Genomic DNA, 18,656 nt, shown 5'->3' on the forward strand with positions numbered 1-18,656 from the left:
GAATCAGAAGGCGGCGAGCTGGAAGAGGAGCTGCAAATGAAGTCGGCAGGTGAAGGCTTCGATGTGACGCCTTCCATTGAGCAACGAATTCAAACGAAAAGCGGCAGTGGCTCCAAGATGGATGGGAATACTTTATCGGGGATGGAACAGGCTTTCGGGGCTGACTTTGGAGATGTTTCGATCCATCATGACTCAGAAGCGGGAGACATTAGCAGATCGATTGGGGCTCAGGCTTTTACACAGGGTAAGGACGTATTTTTTGGCAACGGGAAGTACGATCCCGGCAGTCAAGGCGGACAGGAATTGTTAGCCCACGAGCTGACCCATGTCGTTCAGCAAACAGGTGGCTCCAGATCGTAACGGACGAGAGCATGAAGATTGAAAATTAAGCAGGTTGATTGATGTATAAAAGGCGCTTTGGAGTTAACGACAGCCGTTAGCTCCAAAGCGCCTTTTGATTTGCGGTTTAACGTGGTTTTAGGGGTTAACTCTATTGCTGAGGAAACGAATTCATCGACGACGATTGTGCTTGTGTATTCGTTTGCGAAGCTTGAATTAATCCATTCATTTGCTGAATCGTTTGTTCAATTCGCTGCTGGGTTTCAAACAGGCGTCTTTTTTGAGCATCAAGCTGGATATCGATTTGGGATTGAGCCTTTTGTAGATCGTCCTGAACTTGCATCAGCTGCTGTTGGGTTTGCCTGATTTGTTGAGTAAAGTTACTCAGACCTGATGAGGTTAAAGCTTGCTGAGCTTGCTGAGCCTGCTGCATCTGCTGCATTTGCTGATCTTGCAGAAATTGCTGATAAGATGGATTCATTGGAGCCATGAATGGCAACCTCCTTGTAATGGTTTATTGTTTGCAAGCCTGATTTTGCTTCTTTTTCCAATTTGCTCTAATAGGTTGTGATAAAAGGATGTACTTTATACAACCTGAGCATCCTAAGATTGTTCATATGCATAAATATGGAGTAGTTAACTTTTAAAAATATACTTACATTATGTAAGTTGGAGTGCTATACTCAAATAAATAAATATAGGAGTGATTACAACATGAGTACAACAGATCAACAACTATCTAGTGAAGAAGTTATTCGTTCGCGCCACTCGGTGCGTAAATATCAACGTGATGTTGTTATTCCAGAAGCAGAATGGAATGAAATTCTTGAGCTGGCTCTCAATGCTCCATCGTCATGGAATTTGCAGCATTGGCGTTTTTTGACGATTCAGGAGCAAGCTAATAAGGATCGTTTGCTGCCCATCGCTTATAACCAGCAGCAAGTATCGGATGCGTCAGTAAACGTGGTTGTATTAGGCGATTTGGAGGCTAATCTGGTTGCGCCTGTCGTGTTCGAAAATGCAACCCCGGAAATTCGTGAGATGATGCTCGGACAAATTAATGGTGCTTATGCTAACAATCCATCCCTTGGCAAAGACGAAGCCATCCGCAACGCTTCCCTTGCCGCAATGCAGCTGATGCTGGCCGCGAAAGCCAAAGGGTATGACAGTGTCCCGATGGGCGGATATAATCCGCAAGCGTTAATTAAGGAATTCAACATTCCTGAGCGCTACATTCCGGTCATGATTATATCCATTGGAAAAGCCGCATCTCCTGGACGCGCTAGCGGTCGCCTGCCGATTGAACATCAAGTCATTCAAGAAAGTTTCTAAGTTAAGATATATTCATGAATAAAAGGAGCTTATCCGAATTACGGATAGGCTCCTTTGCTTATAACATAAGAATTTATAAGTTTTCAGCGGAGCTGAAGGATTCTTATGTTTCAAGAAAACCTACCTCTGAACCGCGGTCGCTCATCTTTGAAAGGCCTCGATAGAGGTTTTCTTATTACTATATTTAGCTCAAATAATCTGCTGCTACTCTTACCAAGGCTGCGGGCTGGTTTCTAGTTATCTACAGCCGCATGGAGCTTGTCTGATAGGTGAAACACGGGGATGGCGTTTTTTCACTGCACGTCGCCGACAAGCCAGACAATCTCTTACACAGCGGCTCCGACCACTGCTAAATTGGTTGCATACATTCGCACAGAAGTTATCGCATCTTCTACTTCTGGTTGTTCCAGTACGTCTTGTTGTATAATTCATGGCTATCACTCCTTTCTCTATAAATTATGTAAATCATAGAGGGGAGGCGTGGACGATCAACAGGGAAACAGTGTCCAAAATGTGATGGCATATTAAAGTTAACTAATATGACAATTAAAGTTAGTAAAAATAACATAAAATTATTGCATATTTGAATGTTCAAGGCGATAATGAAATCACATCAATGAATTAGGCTGGAATATAGGAAGCGTATGATGTCGAAAGCATCAATTTAACTGGATAGTGAGTCATAAATCGCATGGAGTGGTAATAAGTTGTTAGCTATAGTAAAAACAACGTAAATATCACAAGCAGGCAGAACGTATCGAAACGGTTTACACAGCGGCTCCATAAAGAAAAGGTTGGGGGGTGTAAAATGATTGAATTTCGTGGGGTTAACAAGCATTATGGGAAGTTTCAGGTTCTGACGCAGATTGATTTAACGATTGAAGCAGGTGAAGTAGTCGTGGTTATCGGACCGTCAGGTTCAGGTAAAAGCACGCTGCTCCGCTGTATCAATCGTCTGGAAACGATCACTGACGGGCAATTAATCGTAAATGGCACCCAACTCCATGACAAACATGCAGATGTTAATAAGCTGCGTCGTCATATCGGCATGGTATTTCAGCATTTTAATTTGTACCCCCATATGACAGTCATTGATAATATTACTTTGGCACCGATCAAAGTGGCAGGAGTTAGCAAGCAAGAAGCGCTTCAAACGGCTATGCATTACTTGGACAAAGTGGGGATTCCCGAGAAGGCTAATTCTTTTCCATCCCAGCTGTCCGGTGGACAGCAGCAGCGAGTAGCGATAGCCAGAGGACTTGCGATGAAGCCGCAAATTATGCTGTTTGACGAACCCACCTCAGCATTGGACCCTGAGATGATCGGAGAAGTATTGGATGTTATGAAAAGTTTGGTTCATGAAGGGATGACGATGGTTGTGGTTACCCATGAGATGGGATTTGCCCGTGAAGTGGCAGACCGGGTCGTATTCATGGACCAAGGACAGATTCTGGAGGAAGCGCCGCCGGATGCATTTTTCTCCAATCCACAAGAAGAACGAGCGCAGCTATTTCTAAGTCGATTACTCCAACACAACTAACCGGAATGAGGGGGATTATGGATAATGATGAAAAAGAGCTGGATGACGTTTACGTTAATGCTTGGTTTGGCAGGAATGGTAATGACAGGCTGTGGAACGAAAACAGATACGCCAACGAATCCAGGTGCGGGTACAACGACTCCGACTGCACCTGCTGCTCCGGCTGGTGATGCTCCAAAATCCACAGGCAGCAAAACACTCGACGATATTCAAAAGCGTGGGAAGCTGGTTGTGGGTGTCAAATATGATACGAAGCTGTTTGGTTTGAAGGACCCAGGAAGCGGTAAAGTAGAGGGCTTTGATATTGATATCGCCAAGGCGCTAGCTAAAAAAATTCTCGGAGACGAAACGAAGCTGGAGCTCAAGGAAGTGACCTCCAAGACGCGTATTCCGCTGTTGAAAAACGGGGATATCGATATGATCATCGCCACGATGACGATTACCGAGGAGCGTAAGCAGGAGGTTGAATTTTCTGATGTGTACTTTAAAGCGGGACAATCACTGTTGGTCAAAAAGGGCAGCACGATTCAAAGTGTGGCAGATGTGAAAAAAGGTGTGAAGGTGTTGGCGGTTAAGGGCTCTACATCTACAGATAATATTAGAGCCAAGTCCCCTGAGGCAACTGTATTGGAATTTGAAAATTATCAGGATGCTTTCACTGCCTTAAAAGCCGGACAGGGAGACACGCTGACTACCGATAATGCGATTTTGTATGGCATGGTGAAGCAGGATCCCAATTATCAGGTAGTCGGTGGAACGTTCACAGATGAACCATATGGGATGGCCATTCGCAAAGGCGATACGGGCTACGTTACTTATGTGAATGACTTTTTGAAGGCAATGAAGTCAAGCGGAGACTACGATAAGCTGTATGAGCAGTGGATAGGTGAAAAGCCAAGTAAATAAAGGTTGTTTGGCGATAGGATGAGCGGCCTACATGGATGGCTGTTCATCCTATTCCATTTTGCATTAAGGAAGGGGGTTGGACGATGGACAAATTCCTTAGCTTCAGCATTTTGATCAAATACTGGGACATGTATCTGGAAGGTTTTTTGAATACGCTTCAGGTAAGTCTGATTGCCTTGGCGGGCAGCTTTATTCTCGGTACTGTGCTGGCCGTTATGCGGATATCCCCCGTGAAGCCGCTCAACTGGATCAGTACGGCCTTTGTTGAATTTATCCGGAATATTCCACTCATTCTTATTGTATTTTTATTTTTTCTGGGCCCGTCCTCACTGGGAGTACCGATGAGCGGTTTTGTTGCCGGAACGTTGGGCCTTACGATATATACCGCAGTCTTTATTGCTGAGGCCGTCCGTGCTGGGATCCAGGCGGTTCCGAAAGGGCAAACGGAGGCGGCGCGTGCCTCGGGCCTGACTTATGCACAAACGATGCGGTTTATCGTGCTGCCGCAAGCCTTGAAAATTGTTATTCCTCCAATCGGCAACCAGTTTTTGAATCTGGTCAAAAATTCATCGGTACTTAGCGTCGTCGCTGGACTGGATTTGATGTATTATGCCGACCTGATTTCCACCAAAACGTTTGTTGTCTTCAGTGTTTACATATTTGTTGCTTTGTTTTATTTGATCATTACGATCCCTTTGAGCCTGGGTCTCGCTTACCTGGAGCGCAGAATGGCCAGGTCCCAATAAGCTGATAAATATGCGTTGGAGGTGAACGTGAATGAACTTTATTGGTGCTTACACCTGGGAGCATATTCGCTTTATGCTTACAGGGCTTGGAATCACTTTACAGGTGGCGCTTATCGCAATTGTATTCAGTTTTATTATAGGCTGTTTCTTAGGCATAATTCGTTACACGAAGCTCCCTGTGATTTCTCAGCTGACCGCAGCGGTGGTAGAAATCATTCGTAATTTGCCGCTGCTGCTCATCATATTTTTCACCTTTTTTGCTTTACCGGAGATCGGAATTAAGCTAAGTGTGATGAATGCGGCGATAGTTGCGTTAACGGTGTTCGAGGCTGCCATGATCGCGGAGATCGTGCGCAGTGGTTTGAATTCGATTGATAAGGGTCAAATTGAGGCGGCCCGTTCATCAGGTCTTACCTACTTACAGACGCTGCAGCACATTGTATTACCTCAGGCTTTGCGGCGGATGGTGCCTCCGATGGTCAGTCAATTTATCTCATTGTTAAAGGACACTTCGCTGGCCGTCGTGATTTCGCTTGGAGAGCTGATGCATAATGCCCAGATTATTAATGGACAGGATGTCAATTTTGTAGTGCCGATTTTACTATTGGCCGCTGTCATGTATTTTATAGTGAATTTTGCACTATCCCTGCTGGCTCGCCGGTTGGAAGCGCGTCAGGTGTAATAGCCGTATTGACAATGACCATGCAAGCATTAGATACCCTATGGAACATCAAATAACCACGGAAGGCCTCTTAGAACCAATAATCCGTGGTTGCTGCTATTTTTGCTGCCATGTACCAATAAAGCGGCTCTATTCGCTATACCCATGCCCCGCGGCGGAATAGAGGCTCTCGAATTCCATCGGCAGTTTCACCGTCAATATCAAGCTCCTCCGAGCCAATCATAAAATCGACGTGGGTCAAGCTGGTGTTCACTCCATGAAGGGCGAGTTCTTCCTTGCTCATCACCGTACCTTCCTTGATACAGAGCGGGTACGCACTGCCGATAGCCAAGTGGGAGGAGGCATTTTCGTCAAATGCCGTATTATAGAAAATGACGTTCATCGCGGAAATCGGCGATCCATGTGGCACCAGAGCTATTTCCCCAAGGAAATGCGAGCCTTCGTCGGTTTCGATTAATTGCTTCAGCGTTTCGTAGCCCTCTTCTGCGGTGAAGCTGACAATTCTGCCTTTTTCGAAGGTTAGCGAAAAGCGGTCAATCAGATTGCCGTTAACATTCAGTGGCATCGTGCTGCTTACCTTGCCATGAACCCCTTCTTTTAACGGGAGTGTGAATACTTCCTCGGTTGGCAAATTTGGAACGAAGAAGGCACCCTGCTCGTTGTGAATGCCGCCGGCAACCCATTGATGCGCTTCGGGAAGCTCGATAGTCAGATCGGTGCCAGGAGCTTTATAATAGAGCTTTCTGTAATTTTTATCATTTAAAAAAGCCATACGCTCCTGAAGCTGTCGAATATGCTCCTCCCAAGCGCTAATCGGGTCCTCGCGGTCGAGACGTGTAGCTTGAAAAATATATCCCCACAATTTATCGATAGCTTCATCTGGCGACAGCTCGGGAAATACTTTGGTAGCCCAGGATGGGGTTGGAACCGAAACGATCGACCAACTGACTTTACCCGCTTGCAGGAACGTACGATATTCCTTCATTTCGTTCATCTGCGTTTTACTGGCCAAGGCAATCTTACCCGGATCAATGTCCTTGAGCAGCTCTGGATTCGGGGCATAGATCGTTAAGAAAGCTGCGTCCTGCCGGGCCATTTCGGCAAAGCCCTCCGCCTTCCAGGTTGGAAATTGCTTAAATGACTCATCCCTTGCATGTAAAAAGCGAATGCGCCGCAGCGACTCATCGTCCCATTCCACCAATACCTGCCATACTCCTGCCTGATAAGCCTTTTGGGCAATCGTCCTTACAAAATCAACCGCCGCAATCGGTGCGAACACAACGAGTGTCTGCCCCTCGTGAATATTCAAGCCTACCTTTAAAGCCAATTCAGCGTACTTTTCCAGCTGTGCGGCAAAATCTCGCATTCTCGATCAACCTCCTTTTGAACCTGCCCTATGCATATAATTGATTATACGGTATCTTCCGCTTCAATTACGAATCCGGTGGATGGTTCACGGGTTTGAGAGGGTCATCCTGCAAGTAAGCAGGGGTGTTTCCTTCTAGTAATAAATGGTAATATATAAGTGGGATCAGCGTGTCTCAGCATTCCTGCTGCATATCCATAGAGGGGGAGTCGCATGATTGGCAATGTACATAAAGCATTATGGGTTTGCTCTAGCGGTGCGCCCATTCTTATTGCTTTTTCCGCTGCCTGGGTATTGGGCAAATCAACGTATACGCTGCCTGTCATCTTTGTATTTGTTGCGGTAGGGCTCATTGTACTGGCATCGGTTTCTTTTCATAGTATGAAAAGCAGATTGGCTGTCATAGCAGTCAGAGTTAAGAAGGTCACACCTAATGATAAAATCATGATCCAATATGCACTTTCCTATGTATTACCGTTCACCAGTATCGTCTGGGATAAAATCAATCCTTTTATGTCGCTTGTTATTTCTGTTGTCGTGTTAGTTGTTCTGCTGCTGGCCCATTCGCCAACCGCCAACCCGCTGTTGTTTTTTATAGGCTATCATTTTTATGAGATTGAGACGGAGAATGGTATTGGCAGCTATACGGTAATGTCCAGAAGGGCTATTCGCAATAAGGACGAGCTGACAAATGTCATTCGGATTACGGAATACTTGTTGCTCGATCGATCGGGGGGAAGATGAATGTTCGAAGGTCAGTCTCTATTTGTTATGCTCCAGCAGGAGGAAGAGGCCATTCAGGTTTATCGCATCGAGACTACGCAACAGGCGCAAACAGAGGTTGGTATTTTATTAGGCGAAGCCGCTGCTGTGTTTGTTAACCATAAGCAGCCAATTGCTTTCGATGGCGGTTACAAACCTGAATATGATGAAATGCTCGTGATTCCCGGATTTAAGCTGAGTTCGCAAATTGTTCAGGCCTTGAAGGACCCGATCGGTGTGGCCGCATTCATTCCCGATCTGAAGCAGCAGCCGGTGATCAAAGCTATTTTTACTGGCAGACACACAGTCGTAAACGGAAAAGAGCAGCTTGTGGTCGCTTTTCAAAAATTTCGCAAGGAGCAGTACATCACAACGAGAAAAGGAATCAGCCTGTTTCACAGTAAAGAAACGTTTACGATGGATGATCGATTTGGTATTTGTATTACGGATTCCGTAGATTGTGTTGTGGTCAATGATGAGCTGCGCTTTTCGTCGTTCTTTTTCGCCCGCCAGGTGTTCGACCTTTCTGAATATTTCCGTGAAGCGACAGATACGGATGTGGAGAGCTTTATGAATCATTCAAAAATCAACATTGAGGATGCCAGCATTTTTAAAATAAACGCGGATTCCTGGGTACGGAGAAAAATTGCCATCATTGATGAATCGCGCATTCTTGATAAATATAAGGTGACGGAAATTAAACATAAGGCGCAGGCATTCGGTTTGACCATCACCGCCGTTAAAAACAAAATCCATTTCCCCAATGATAAAAAAGAGCTGAAAAATATTTTAAAATTTTTGGATGATGAAATTTATAAAGGTGTGTTCTCTGAACAAATTTTACAAACGAATTCAAAGCGTAAAGCCGAAATTTAATCGTTCGGGAGATTAAGCCACCATCTCTTTTTGCATTCAAAATAAAGTCAATTGAACAGGTTCTGTACTTGTATTAGTTTCATTAGGAACGCTCGGAGCTTGGGTTGGGGTCGCCATGTATTTGTGATTGGTCATTTTGTGCTCCAGCAGCCAGGCATCGATCTTCCTCATTATCGGTTCCCGGTAAGAGGGAGGTGCATAAGCGGTGCTATGATACAGCTGGGCGTAGCGCTCGGTCAGCTGCGGATAATGCTGCCGGAGAGTTTGGAAGAACCATACCTTGACTGGCGCAGTGCTTAAGCGTAAATAGGATGGCATGATGAACTGGGCTCCTGCTTGTGCTGCTGCAGCAATTAGCTCTTGCAAATCGGCTTCGCTATCGGTTATATAGGGCAGGATTGGTGCGACGAATACGCCTGTCGGTATCCCCTCCGCAGTGAGCCTCTCGACCGTCTCCAGACGCTTGGCGGGAGAAGGCGTGGACGGTTCAAATTGCCTCCAGACCGTGTTATTCAACGTGCTGATACTGATATTAATGGAGATGATGGGGAGATTACGCAGGAGATCCAGATCCCTTAGAATTAATGGAGAGCGTGTAGTGATCGAGACAGGAATTTGAAACTCGGCCAATACCTCCAGACAGCCGCGAGTCAGCATAGCCTTGCTTTCGATCTGCTGATAAGGATCTGTAGCTGTGCCAATTGCAATCGGCTCCCAATTGACAACACGCTTGCTGCCTCGCAGGCGTTTTTTTATTTGTTCTCTGAGCACGGAGGGGGCATCCGATTTCATGAAAATATGGTTCTGAAACGAATCATCTGCCGCAATTCCGAGAAAGGAATGGGTTGAGCGCGCATAGCAAAAGCTGCACCCATGCTGGCAGCCGCGATACGGATTAATGGACCAGTCAAAAGGCATGGACGGAGCTTTAACCGGGTTGAGTATGGTTTTGGACTGCATCGGCTCGTAGTGTACTTTGGGAGGTTTGGTTGTAGACATTATAGTCAATCACCTCAATAAATGGGAATATATGTTCTTGTTTATCCTAACAGACAGCATCCGGGAAAGCAAGTACGAGTGGCTATGTTAAACGAAGTAGCTGGTAGGGGCATCCGAGCGTCTATATGGTATACTGGATAATGGTATATTCGTAAATGATGGAGGTTACAGGAAAGAATGGAATTTACCAAGGTATTTTTTATTAACATTTGTATACTCACGACGCTTGCTTATATGGCGATGCTTGTTCATAAATATGTACTAGTTGAAGCATCGGGACCTCTAAAGTATGGCTTGTCTGTGCTTGCCGCTATCGGAGCCGGCTGGGCAACGATGATGTTTGGGCTTAATATCGGACAAGAGATCATATTTGATTTACGATTTATACCTCTTATCATATGCACGCTGGCGTATTCTCAGCCTGTAACACTGTTGATCATTGGTGCCGGAATTGGGGTTGCTAGACTATCCTTCGGGATCAGTGACGCGGCTTGTGCTGGTTTCTGGAACATTCTCATTCTGGGTCTGCTGTGCATGCTGCTCAATATCGTATTGAAGCGGGTACGCTGGAGCTACATAACGAAGATGATGATCGTGATTGTTACCGTTAATTTGGTGTATTGCATCAACATTGGGATATTGGGTGTCATACCGGCCTTTCAATACTTCTCGGTTACATTTCCAGTTACGTTTCCGATCAGCTTGCTATTAAGTTTCTTTTTTGCGTTTATGCTGTATGATTTTCAGGTTGAAAGGCGCAGAGTGGTAGACATTCAGGTCGCACATTCGGCGCTTCAAAGGCAGACAGACGAATTACTGGAAACACGTAAAGACGTCGAGCAAAAGGCCAAGCAGCTGCTGCTGGCGTCTCAATACAAATCGGAGTTTCTGGTTAACATGTCCCACGAGCTGAGAACACCGCTGAATAGTATTATTTCTTTATCCCAGATGATCCGTGATGAGGAAAAGCGTAAAGAGGAGCATGAAAACGCCGATTACGCTGATATCATTTATGGTTCCGGTCAGGAGCTGCTGCAGCTGATTGATGACATTCTGGACTTATCAAGGGTCGAGGCGGGTCGAATGGAGATTGTGTCAGAGGATGTGATCGTCAGCGAGATTGCGCATGTGCTGCAGTTCCATTTTCGCCATATTGCTGAGCAAAAGGGGCTTGATTTTATTATCTATATGGCACCTGATGTCCCGGCAGTCATTCGAACGGATGCAATGCGTTTACAGCAAATATTGCGTAACCTGCTGTCCAATGCTTTTAAATTCACATCGGAAGGGCGTGTGCTGCTGGATATTCGCAAGGCAGTATGCACGAATGATGATACAGCAGGGGAATGGATCGCTTTTACCGTTTGCGATACGGGGATTGGGATTAAGGAAAGCATGCAGGCGGCAATCTTCGAAGCGTTCCAGCAGGCAGATGGTTCGATCAGCCGTAAGTATGGAGGCACAGGGTTAGGGCTGTCGATCAGCCGTGCGATGACAGAGCTGCTTGGTGGTAATTTAACTGTGGACAGTAGGGAAAGTGAAGGTAGCGCCTTTACTTTATATTTACCGATTCGAGGAGATCATTAAGGGTGGCTGCTTCAAACCTGAATGGAATGGGTAATCATTGCTAATTGGCTATATGGCAGTTGGTATAGATACATAAGCAAAGGCATACAAAAGTGGAGGGGGTTGGTGGAGCAGCGCTCTTTTGGAGTGATGCAAGCTTTCCGCTGCCGTCTGATGAACTAGGCATAACTCTGTTCAACCTGATGTCTCGGGCCTCATTATAGGGTGGATCCATGTAAAATACGGTGCGTACGAAGAAATTACAACTATAAAGAGAATTAAAGGAGATGTGATATTGATGAAGCTTTTGAAAACCAAATTAGCTTTGCTCTTACTCTGTATGGCCCTTATGCTCCCAACCTTGGTAGCTGGAGCAGCACCTGCCAGTAACTCCATTACAGCTGCTTCTGATCTGCGTGTAGGACTTGGACAGCTGCTTGGTGAGCATGCCTTGCTAGCTGTACTTGCCATGCAAAAAAATTATGACAAAGCAGTCGATTTCAGCGATACAGCTAATCTTTTGAGCAAAAATACGGATCAGTTGGCTGCAGCTATTGCATCGGTATACGGTCCAGATGCCGGAGTGACGTTTAAATCGATTTGGAGCTCCCATATCGGCTATCTGATTGAGTATGTAAACGCTGCAGCCATTAAAGATGAAGCTGCTCGTGCAGCAGCTGTGGTGAAGCTTGATGACTATCGTGTCAAGCAAGCAGCTTTCTTCGCAGTGGCCAACCCGGACAACTTCAAAGCGGCAGCCATTGAGGAAGGCTTGAACATGCACATCGGTCACCTGATTGATTCATTTAATGCTTACGTGAACAAGGATTATACGGATTCGTACACCAAGGCACGTATGGCTTATAGTCATATGTATGACACAGCAGATATGCTTGCGATTGGTATCGCTACCCAGTACCCCGATAGGTTTTCAAATTCTTCTATTCAATCAACTACAGTTGATCTTCGAGGCACATTGGGCCAAGTGTTAGGCGAGCATGCGCTGCTGGCGATTGTGGCGATGCAAAAAGGAATTGATGGAAAACCGGATTTTGATCAGGCTGTTGCTGCACTTGGACAAAATACGGACGATTTGGCTGCCACGATCGCTGTCGTATACGGTCAAGGTGCAGCAGATGCATTCAAACCGCTCTGGGCTTCGCATATTGGTTACCTCCTTGATTACGTAAAAGCGACAGCAGCCAAGGATTATCTGAGTGCGAAGAAAGCAATGGATAACCTGGATGTATATCGTGAATCTCAAGCGCAATTTTTTGCAAAAGCGAACCCGGACTTTTTTCTTGAAGCTGACATTAGCAAAAGCTTGAAAGAGCATATTAATTTTTTGTTGACGGTCTTTGATACGTATGCCAAAAATGATTATTCCTTTACTTATCCGAATGTAGACATGGCTTATACACATATGTTCAAAACAGCTGATGCTCTGGCAATCGGCATTGCTGCTCAATTACCGGCTATGTTTCCGCAGGTGCAGCCACCGATCGTTACCAATAGCGTAGTAACCTTTACCATCAACAGCACCGAGCTGGATGTAAATGGACACAAGCTGATGATGGATGTAACTCCTCTAAGAAAAGAAAACTATACGTACATTCCACTTCGGTATGCTGTTGATGCAGTAGGTGCCACATTAATCTGGAATGAGGCTGATCGTTCCGCAACGGTGGCCTGGAATGGCAATAGCGCAACGTTTTCTTTGGGCTCCGACTTTGTAATTCACAACAGCACCAAGAAAGTTGCGAGCGCTCCATTAACACTGCAAGGTGACAGACTTGTTGTTCCTGTTCAGATCTTCGCAGAGGTGATAGGCTGGACAGTGGACCTTGCTGAAGAGGGTAAAGTTATTCGTTTGCTGGCTCCATAGGCTTTATAGAACTCATACTCATATTTATCAGCAATGAAAGCGGGCCTCTTGGCTCGCTTTTTTTCACCACAACGTGCGTGAACCTCATTCTTATAAGTGTGGCTGTGTTCGTATAATTGTACCGTATAATCCGATACTGAACAGGTGGAGGTGGATTGATTATGACGTTTGCAATAGGAGCAGCAGTCATTGTGATCCCGATATTTATGTTCTCGGCAGCCAAATGGAATCGCGGTAACGGAGTCGGGCTTGGCTTCGATTGGCTGGCTATCGTTAGCAGTTGGGTGTTCGGGATTATGGCCGCTGTGAAGATTTATGAAATTAATCGGGATCAGGAGGTCATGATGACGACGATCCATAAACTGTTTGCCGATGTGCGCTTTTTGGCCTGCGGCGCTTATCTGGGAAGTTATCTCCTGTATAGACTGATCGCGGTAGCCTGGGAATCGTATCAGGACATGAAGCTGCGCCGCAGCTAATAAGCCGAGCATGCAACAAGGCACCCCAGACGTTAATCATCTGAGGTGCCTTGTTTATGCTGAGATAAGCCGCTTATTGCATAAAGGGCTTCTTTTCTTTTAGCTCATAAGGCATGGCATCGGGTTGGGTCTGCAGAATCCATTGATCATAGGCGTCTTTGAATACATCACAGGTGAACTCATAGACGACAGATTCGGCAGGAGAGATGGTAATGCCGCTTGTCGATTTGATCGCTTTGGATACGGTGAACCCGGCCTCGAACTTGATTTTGGCGGAGGTATTATCTCCGTTCATGACGATATCCTTAATGACCATGTCGTTCTTTTTGATTCCATCACCGCCGGTAAGGGTGACGACGCTTTGAACGAAGCTGCTGCTTTGCGTGACATTATCGATCAGCTTGCGTATCCTCTTTTGCGGGACGTTATCAAAGCTGATTTGCACGGAGCGTTCGGTTTCATCCCAGGCCACATCAGCTCCTGCGGCTTCACTTACAAATCGCAAGGGCATGAAGGTGCTGCCATCACGAATAACCGGTGACACCTCAAGGAAATAAGTCGTTTTATTGACGACTGCCGTTGCTTTATTAATAGTCAATATAATGGTGAGTCCACCCTTGGTTGCTGTTGCCATTTGTTTGTCATTATCCCACGATACAGTAAAGCCAAGCTTTTCAAACAAGACGCGCATCGGCACCATGGTATTGCCTTGTATAATAAAAGGTTGTTGTTCCCACTGCTGTTTTTCCTGCGATATATAGATGGGGATCTGAGGGTTGTCCTGAGCACTAGCCGACAAGGGAGTGATCAGCAACATGCACAGACATAGGCCTATTGATATCCATTGTACATTTTTCAATCTAAGCATCACGGTAAACCTCCTGACTGAATCTTTAAGTTCATTTTCTAGCTGCCGCTGTACGGTTCGGATTTATGCATGATTGTCCTTGAGTTCCTGATGGGCGTTCTGAAGAGCCTGGATGATCTCGGCCAGCTCCTGCTCGTTCCAGTGAAATGTTATATAATGCGGGACGTATCCGCCGCTGTTCACCTCGAGCATAGCTACTTGCTTGACATCGTCCACAATCAGAGACAACTGTTCACTATCGTAAATCGGTTTCCATGTCATCCTATAAATCCTCCCGTACACCTATTTATACATCTAAACACAATTCGACACAAGTGACACAAATCCTTTTGGTTTAAATAGTCATAATACGGATGAGAGTGTGAATGGTTTCCCTTTTGGCTGATTTTTTGGTATCTTGGGAGTAGCGGCTTTGTATGGAATTGTAACATTTGGGGAGGAGACAGGTAGGATGGAAGAGATGGACAGGCAGCAACTTACAGGAGGATCGCCTCTCGTTTCTGTCATTATTCCGACGTATAATCGAGCGGATTTCGTGAGTGAGCTGATAGAGTCCTTGTGGAGACAGACGTATCATCATTTGCAAATTATTATCGTGAACGATGCCGGGGAGCCGGTTGATTTTCTGCGAACGCTTTACCCGGAGCTGGAACTGAATATCGTCAATATGGAGCGCAATTCCAAGCATGTCCATGCCCGTAACCGCGGTCTTACGCTAGTGCGTGGTGAATATATTATGCTGTGTGACGATGACGACCTGCTGCTGCCGACGCATATTGAGCGGATGATGAAGGAAATTGAAGGCTCTGATATGGTCTATTCGGATGTGGAAATTTTCGATTATAGAGTGGAGGGGCACACAAGGCGGGCGACAGAGCGATTCGTGTTTGCCTATGAGCACGATGTAGCGGCAATGCGCAGATTTTCAACGTTTGTTTCGTCAGGCTGTCTGTATCGCGCGGAACTGCATGAGCGGTTGGGTATGTTCGACGTGGAGATGTATCATTATTGGGATTGGGATTTCTTTTTACGGGCGGTCGAGCATTATCGTGTCAAAAGAGTGCCGCTAGCCAGCGCCTTGTACGCGTTCTCGGAAATAGGCGGCAATATGTCGGGTCAGCACGAGGACATGCGGCCTTACCTGGATAAGCTGTCAGCAAAGCACGGGTTGGGTGAGCTGCCAACCAAAAATTTTCTCGTTCTGCTGGAGGAGCCGGAGGTGTTGAGCCGCAAGGCCAAGACCGAAGTGCTATGGGATGGAGAGCCCATCGTATCCAGACGTGCGCTGCAATTCAGGACAAGCCCATTAGACGGAGCTCATTCTATATAACAGATGCGTGTGGACGGAGTAGAACGAATTCGAACAGCATATGCCGAAGCAAAGCGAATCTGGATAGCTTCTGGTAGTTTCAGGAATCGGATACCTGTGGGTGAGCAGGGAACGATTCAAGCGCTTATTTAGCAAGGGGGAGCATGATGTGATAGGCACGATGGAGCAGGCGGAAACGCTGCTGAAGACTTATTACGGCTACGGATCCTTCCGTGACGGACAAAAACAAGTGATTTCAAGTATTTTAAACAGACAGGATACGCTTGGTATTATGCCCACAGGTGGCGGGAAGTCAATCTGCTATCAGGTTCCGGCTATGCTCCTTGAGGGGACAACGATTGTCGTGTCACCGTTGATATCATTGATGAAGGATCAGGTGGACGGGCTGGATAGCATCGGGGTATCCGCAGCTTACATCAACAGCTCGCTTTCATATGCCCAGGTGGAGCTGCGTATTCGCAAGGCACGGCTTGGTGAGTACAAGCTGCTGTATGTGGCGCCGGAGCGGCTGGAGTCGGAGCGTTTCATCGAGCTGCTGGCCAATCTGGAGGTACCGATGGTCGCCATTGATGAGGCGCACTGTGTCTCGCAATGGGGGCATGATTTCCGACCGAGCTATATGGCGATCAGCCGACTGGTTACACTGCTGCCGAAGCGACCTATCGTAGCTGCTTTTACAGCTACGGCTACAGATCAGGTTCGTGAAGACATCGTCAAGCATTTGCAGCTGCGTGCGCCGGAAGTGTTCGTGACCGGATTTGCGCGGGAAAATTTGGCTTTGTCGGTTATCAAGGGTGAGAACAAGCGGGATGTGATGCTCAGCTATATACGTGAGCATGAGGATGAAGTCGGCATTATTTATGCGGCTACACGCAAGGAAGTCGACAATTTGTACGAGCTGCTGCGCAAGCAGCACATTCCGGTTGGCAAATACCATGCAGGGATGACAGATAAAGAACGCGCCGAGGCCCAGGAGCAGTTCCTGTATGATGAAATACGTGTGATGGTAGCCAGTAACGCATTCGGGATGGGTATTGATAAATCAAACGTACGTTATGTCATCCATTATAATATGCCGAAAAATATGGAGGCTTATTACCAGGAAGCTGGACGTGCCGGACGGGACGGTGAGCCGAGTGAGTGCATGCTGCTCTTTAGCCCGCAGGACATCCACATTCAGAAATTTTTGATTGAGCAGTCGATTGGGGACCCGGAGCGGCAGGCACAGGAGTATCGTCGGCTGCAGCAGATGGCGGATTACTGTCATACCTCGCAATGCCTGCAGCGCTACATTGTGCGTTACTTCGGTGATGATGGCGAGGATTGCGGTCGGTGCAGCTCCTGCAGTACCGAGCGGCAGATGACGGATATCACGATCGAAGCGCAAAAAATATTTTCCTGTGTACGGCGGATGAAGGAACGCTTCGGTGCGACAACGGTGGCATCGGTGCTGAAAGGCTCGCGTAATAAGAAGGTGCTGGAGATGGGCTTCGATAGCCTGACCACCTACGGACTGCTGAAGGAACGCACGGAAAAAGAAATTGTTGATCTGATCCAGTTGCTTGTGGCTGAGGGCTATTTACTCATTACCGATGGCAAATTCCCTGTACTGCGGCTGCATGCCAGAGCACAATCTGTCCTGGCGGGCGAGGAGCGGGTCGAGCAGAAAATGCGCATTCGGCAGGCGCCTGTGGCCCGTGAGGTCGAGGCTGACCTGTTCGACGAGCTGCGGCAGCTGCGCATGACGATTGCGAAGCGGGAGGGCATTCCACCTTATATCGTATTTCCCGACAGCACGCTTCGGGAAATGTGTGGAATCAAACCGACGAATCCGGCGGCTATGCTGAAAATCAAAGGTGTCGGGGAAGCTAAATTTTTCAAATATGGGGCCTATTTCATCGATTTTTTCAAAAATTATCAAGATTAGCAGGAAATTGAAATACAGGCGGTCTTTATATTATCCTTGTTAGAAGGTGAGCAATTCTGTGGCCAAGCAAAAATATTATGTAGTATGGGAAGGAAAAGTACCGGGTATTTACGAGACCTGGGCAGAGTGCCAGCAGCAAACGAATGGCTATCCGCAAGCCAAGTTTAAAGCCTATGAGAGCTCGGCTGAGGCTCAGGCTGCGTTAGCCCGAGGCTGGAAGTCGTCCTTTGCGGCGGCCAAAGCAGCGGTCGGTACCAGTACGGGTTCGACAAGCTGGAAGGGCAAGTCAGGAGCCTCAGGCGGCGCAGGCTCACCCAGCGGAGATAAGGCAGCCGGAGGGAAACTGCCTCAACAGGTCGTGCTCGACAGTATATCTGTAGATGTGGGCAGTAAGGGCAATCCGGGTATTGTTGAGTACAAAGGGGTAAGCACAAGAACCGGTGAGGTCATCTTCGAGCACCCGCCGATTGCCAAGGGTACGAATAATCTGGGTGAGTTTTTGGCAATTGTCCATGCATTGGCCTATCTCAAGCAGAAGGACAGCTCGATGACGGTGTACAGTGATTCGATGACAGCGATGAGCTGGATTCGTAAAAAGGCTGTTGCTACGACATTGCCGCGCGACGCCTCAACCGAGGAAATTTGGACGCTTGTCGACCGTGCTCTCAATTGGCTGCAATCAAACACCTACAGCAATCCGATTCTCAAATGGGATACGAAGGCGTGGGGAGAGATCAAAGCCGATTACGGTCGCAAGTAGACTAGCAAGGGCAAGGGAAGCGAATTATTATGAAGACTGTTCCGCGGGCGGATGTCGAAGGTGAAACTTGCAGCTTGCTGCATATACATACAAAGAGGCAGTTTCCATAGCGGTGTTGGCTGCTAAAGGAACTGCCTCTTTGGCTGTAATTACTTATTGGTACTGTGCTGCTTATTGGGCAGCTTGTCTCCTGGGGTTCCTTTACCTTGATGTTTTTTATTAGCCTCGGCTTTTTTCTGTGTGTCGTGTACTTTCTCTACAAAATCATGCGTATCATCCATGAGTAAACCTCC

General features: G+C 46.8%; 20 protein-coding genes. 14 read left to right on the forward strand and 6 right to left on the reverse strand.

The genetic code is table 11. From position 1 onward, the window contains the following. On the forward strand, positions 1 to 360 hold a 360-nt coding region (locus OB236_RS28255), incomplete at its 5' end, for an eCIS core domain-containing protein (protein ID WP_262686915.1). A 130-nt stretch (positions 361 to 490) separates the two neighbouring features. Here the strand turns inward: OB236_RS28255 and OB236_RS28260 are convergent. Beyond that, positions 491 to 829, reverse strand: a complete 339-nt coding sequence (locus tag OB236_RS28260) for a hypothetical protein (RefSeq protein ID WP_262686916.1) — start codon at positions 827 to 829, stop codon at positions 491 to 493. A 224-nt stretch (positions 830 to 1,053) separates the two neighbouring features. On the opposite strand from OB236_RS28260, the gene OB236_RS28265 reads away from it, so the two are divergent. The 5 genes from OB236_RS28265 (at position 1,054) to OB236_RS28285 (ending at position 5,545) form a co-directional block, all read left to right on the forward strand. Further along, entirely contained in the window at positions 1,054 to 1,671 is a 618-nt protein-coding gene (locus tag OB236_RS28265; RefSeq protein ID WP_262686917.1) for a nitroreductase family protein, read from the forward strand. A gap of 808 nt (positions 1,672 to 2,479) precedes the next feature. Continuing rightward, positions 2,480 to 3,211: an amino acid ABC transporter ATP-binding protein gene (locus OB236_RS28270; protein ID WP_262686918.1), complete on the forward strand. Its 732-nt coding sequence runs from the start codon at positions 2,480 to 2,482 to the stop codon at positions 3,209 to 3,211. A gap of 24 nt (positions 3,212 to 3,235) precedes the next feature. Beyond that, positions 3,236 to 4,117 carry a glutamate ABC transporter substrate-binding protein gene (locus OB236_RS28275; protein WP_262686919.1) on the forward strand — a complete coding sequence of 294 codons (882 nt, stop codon included), beginning with the start codon at positions 3,236 to 3,238 and terminating at the stop codon, positions 4,115 to 4,117. Positions 4,118 to 4,200: 83 nt separating this feature from the next. After that, positions 4,201 to 4,863 (forward strand): amino acid ABC transporter permease, encoded by a 663-nt coding sequence (locus OB236_RS28280; protein ID WP_262686920.1) that lies wholly within the window; start codon positions 4,201 to 4,203, stop codon positions 4,861 to 4,863. Between the two features lie 31 nt (positions 4,864 to 4,894). Next, on the forward strand, positions 4,895 to 5,545 hold the full coding sequence (locus OB236_RS28285) for an amino acid ABC transporter permease (protein ID WP_262686921.1): 651 nt from the start codon (positions 4,895 to 4,897) through the stop codon (positions 5,543 to 5,545). A 136-nt stretch (positions 5,546 to 5,681) separates the two neighbouring features. Here OB236_RS28285 and OB236_RS28290 read toward each other — a convergent pair whose 3' ends face one another. Next, entirely contained in the window at positions 5,682 to 6,911 is a 1,230-nt protein-coding gene (locus OB236_RS28290; protein ID WP_262686922.1) for an aminopeptidase, read from the reverse strand. A gap of 213 nt (positions 6,912 to 7,124) precedes the next feature. Between OB236_RS28290 and OB236_RS28295 the strand changes: the two genes are divergently transcribed. Together OB236_RS28295 and OB236_RS28300 are read left to right on the forward strand one after the other, a co-directional pair. After that, positions 7,125 to 7,655, forward strand: coding sequence for a hypothetical protein (locus OB236_RS28295; protein WP_262686923.1), 531 nt, complete (start codon positions 7,125 to 7,127; stop codon positions 7,653 to 7,655). Further along, on the forward strand, positions 7,656 to 8,549 hold the full coding sequence (locus tag OB236_RS28300; protein WP_262686924.1) for a DUF4868 domain-containing protein: 894 nt from the start codon (positions 7,656 to 7,658) through the stop codon (positions 8,547 to 8,549). It abuts the gene before it with no gap. Positions 8,550 to 8,585: 36 nt separating this feature from the next. On the opposite strand, the gene OB236_RS28305 is transcribed toward OB236_RS28300, so the two are convergent. Then, positions 8,586 to 9,548 carry an SPL family radical SAM protein gene (locus tag OB236_RS28305; RefSeq protein ID WP_262686925.1) on the reverse strand — a complete coding sequence of 321 codons (963 nt, stop codon included), beginning with the start codon at positions 9,546 to 9,548 and terminating at the stop codon, positions 8,586 to 8,588. 177 nt (positions 9,549 to 9,725) lie between these two features. On the opposite strand from OB236_RS28305, the gene OB236_RS28310 reads away from it, so the two are divergent. The 3 genes from OB236_RS28310 (at position 9,726) to OB236_RS28320 (ending at position 13,478) form a co-directional block, all read left to right on the forward strand. Then, positions 9,726 to 11,135 carry a sensor histidine kinase gene (locus tag OB236_RS28310; RefSeq protein ID WP_262686926.1) on the forward strand — a complete coding sequence of 470 codons (1,410 nt, stop codon included), beginning with the start codon at positions 9,726 to 9,728 and terminating at the stop codon, positions 11,133 to 11,135. Positions 11,136 to 11,412: 277 nt separating this feature from the next. Beyond that, positions 11,413 to 12,999 carry a copper amine oxidase N-terminal domain-containing protein gene (locus OB236_RS28315; RefSeq protein ID WP_262686927.1) on the forward strand — a complete coding sequence of 529 codons (1,587 nt, stop codon included), beginning with the start codon at positions 11,413 to 11,415 and terminating at the stop codon, positions 12,997 to 12,999. Positions 13,000 to 13,160: 161 nt separating this feature from the next. Further along, positions 13,161 to 13,478 (forward strand): hypothetical protein, encoded by a 318-nt coding sequence (locus OB236_RS28320; RefSeq protein WP_076230372.1) that lies wholly within the window; start codon positions 13,161 to 13,163, stop codon positions 13,476 to 13,478. Positions 13,479 to 13,551: 73 nt separating this feature from the next. On the opposite strand, the gene OB236_RS28325 is transcribed toward OB236_RS28320, so the two are convergent. Together OB236_RS28325 and OB236_RS28330 are read right to left on the reverse strand one after the other, a co-directional pair. Continuing rightward, complete coding sequence (locus OB236_RS28325) at positions 13,552 to 14,346, reverse strand: copper amine oxidase N-terminal domain-containing protein (RefSeq protein ID WP_076230371.1); 795 nt, start codon at positions 14,344 to 14,346, stop codon at positions 13,552 to 13,554. 63 nt (positions 14,347 to 14,409) lie between these two features. Next, positions 14,410 to 14,607: a hypothetical protein gene (locus OB236_RS28330; protein ID WP_262686928.1), complete on the reverse strand. Its 198-nt coding sequence runs from the start codon at positions 14,605 to 14,607 to the stop codon at positions 14,410 to 14,412. A 190-nt stretch (positions 14,608 to 14,797) separates the two neighbouring features. On the opposite strand from OB236_RS28330, the gene OB236_RS28335 reads away from it, so the two are divergent. The 3 genes from OB236_RS28335 to rnhA all read left to right on the forward strand — a co-directional run bounded on the left by OB236_RS28335 (position 14,798) and on the right by rnhA (position 18,363). Continuing rightward, positions 14,798 to 15,676: a glycosyltransferase family 2 protein gene (locus OB236_RS28335; protein WP_262686929.1), complete on the forward strand. Its 879-nt coding sequence runs from the start codon at positions 14,798 to 14,800 to the stop codon at positions 15,674 to 15,676. Between the two features lie 160 nt (positions 15,677 to 15,836). Then, positions 15,837 to 17,603: a DNA helicase RecQ gene (gene recQ / locus OB236_RS28340; RefSeq protein ID WP_262686987.1), complete on the forward strand. Its 1,767-nt coding sequence runs from the start codon at positions 15,837 to 15,839 to the stop codon at positions 17,601 to 17,603. Positions 17,604 to 17,661: 58 nt separating this feature from the next. Continuing rightward, positions 17,662 to 18,363: a ribonuclease H gene (gene rnhA / locus OB236_RS28345; protein ID WP_262686930.1), complete on the forward strand. Its 702-nt coding sequence runs from the start codon at positions 17,662 to 17,664 to the stop codon at positions 18,361 to 18,363. A 149-nt stretch (positions 18,364 to 18,512) separates the two neighbouring features. On the opposite strand, the gene OB236_RS28350 is transcribed toward rnhA, so the two are convergent. After that, the gene (locus tag OB236_RS28350; protein ID WP_262686931.1) at positions 18,513 to 18,644 is read right to left on the reverse strand and encodes a DUF4023 domain-containing protein; all 132 of its coding nucleotides are present in this window, start codon (positions 18,642 to 18,644) and stop codon (positions 18,513 to 18,515) included. Positions 18,645 to 18,656: the final 12 nt, after the last annotated feature.

Source organism: Paenibacillus baimaensis, from assembly GCF_025567575.1.